This is a genomic window from Bacillus cereus group sp. MYBKT14-1 (assembly GCF_051915185.1).
In the GTDB taxonomy this organism is placed as follows: Bacteria; Bacillota; Bacilli; order Bacillales; family Bacillaceae_G; genus Bacillus_A; species Bacillus_A cereus.
Genome location: NZ_JBQAEF010000048.1, coordinates 1 through 592, shown reverse-complemented (window position 1 = coordinate 592; position 592 = coordinate 1). Strand labels below are relative to the sequence as shown.

Below are 592 nucleotides of genomic sequence, written 5' to 3'. Positions count from 1 at the left end.
CAATAGATGTGATGATCGGAGAGATCATCACCGAAAAGAAGAAAACATTAGACAGGTGAATAATAATCCAGAGTTATTACAATTCTTAAGAACATTAACTCCTGGTACTTGCATTGTTCTTCAATATGATTGCCAACCACCTACAAGTGCAACATTCCAAGGTTTTCAAGGAAACAACGTAATTATTTTATCTGACTTCGATTGTTTCCCAGGATTGGCACGTATTGCAATTAATAAAATTAATGTAGTCTCTATAAATTCACCTGATTGTGATCGTTTCTGCTGCAAGCGTAAGCATTGTAAAGAACGTGATGAGCATGATCATAGAGATGATTATTAAAAATGTATGAATAGAAATACCTTTCTTTTAATTTTATAAGCCACTTTGCAGAAAAAACACCTATTAAAAAATAGGTGTTTTTTCTTTCCTAATTTTACTGAACTGAACGTAAATAACAAACCATTCCATATATCGGACATATACTATTGTAAGGTCGGCATCCAAATGACCCAAATAAATACCCACGCCAAGAAATAAAACTACAAAGTATTTCTTGGCACCTTTTACATAAAACAAATAAATTATTAAAAA

2 protein-coding genes are annotated in these 592 nt (G+C 31.8%); one reads left to right on the top strand and one right to left on the bottom strand.

The annotated features are described in order from the left end of the window. On the top strand, nucleotides 1–340 hold a 340-nt coding region (locus ACTFO4_RS30335), incomplete at its 5' end, for a hypothetical protein (protein ID WP_440014681.1). Between the two features lie 63 nt (nucleotides 341–403). Here the strand turns inward: ACTFO4_RS30335 and ACTFO4_RS30330 are convergent. Further along, nucleotides 404–592, bottom strand: a 189-nt coding sequence (locus ACTFO4_RS30330) for a hypothetical protein (protein ID WP_438906473.1), incomplete at its 5' end; no start/stop codon positions are given.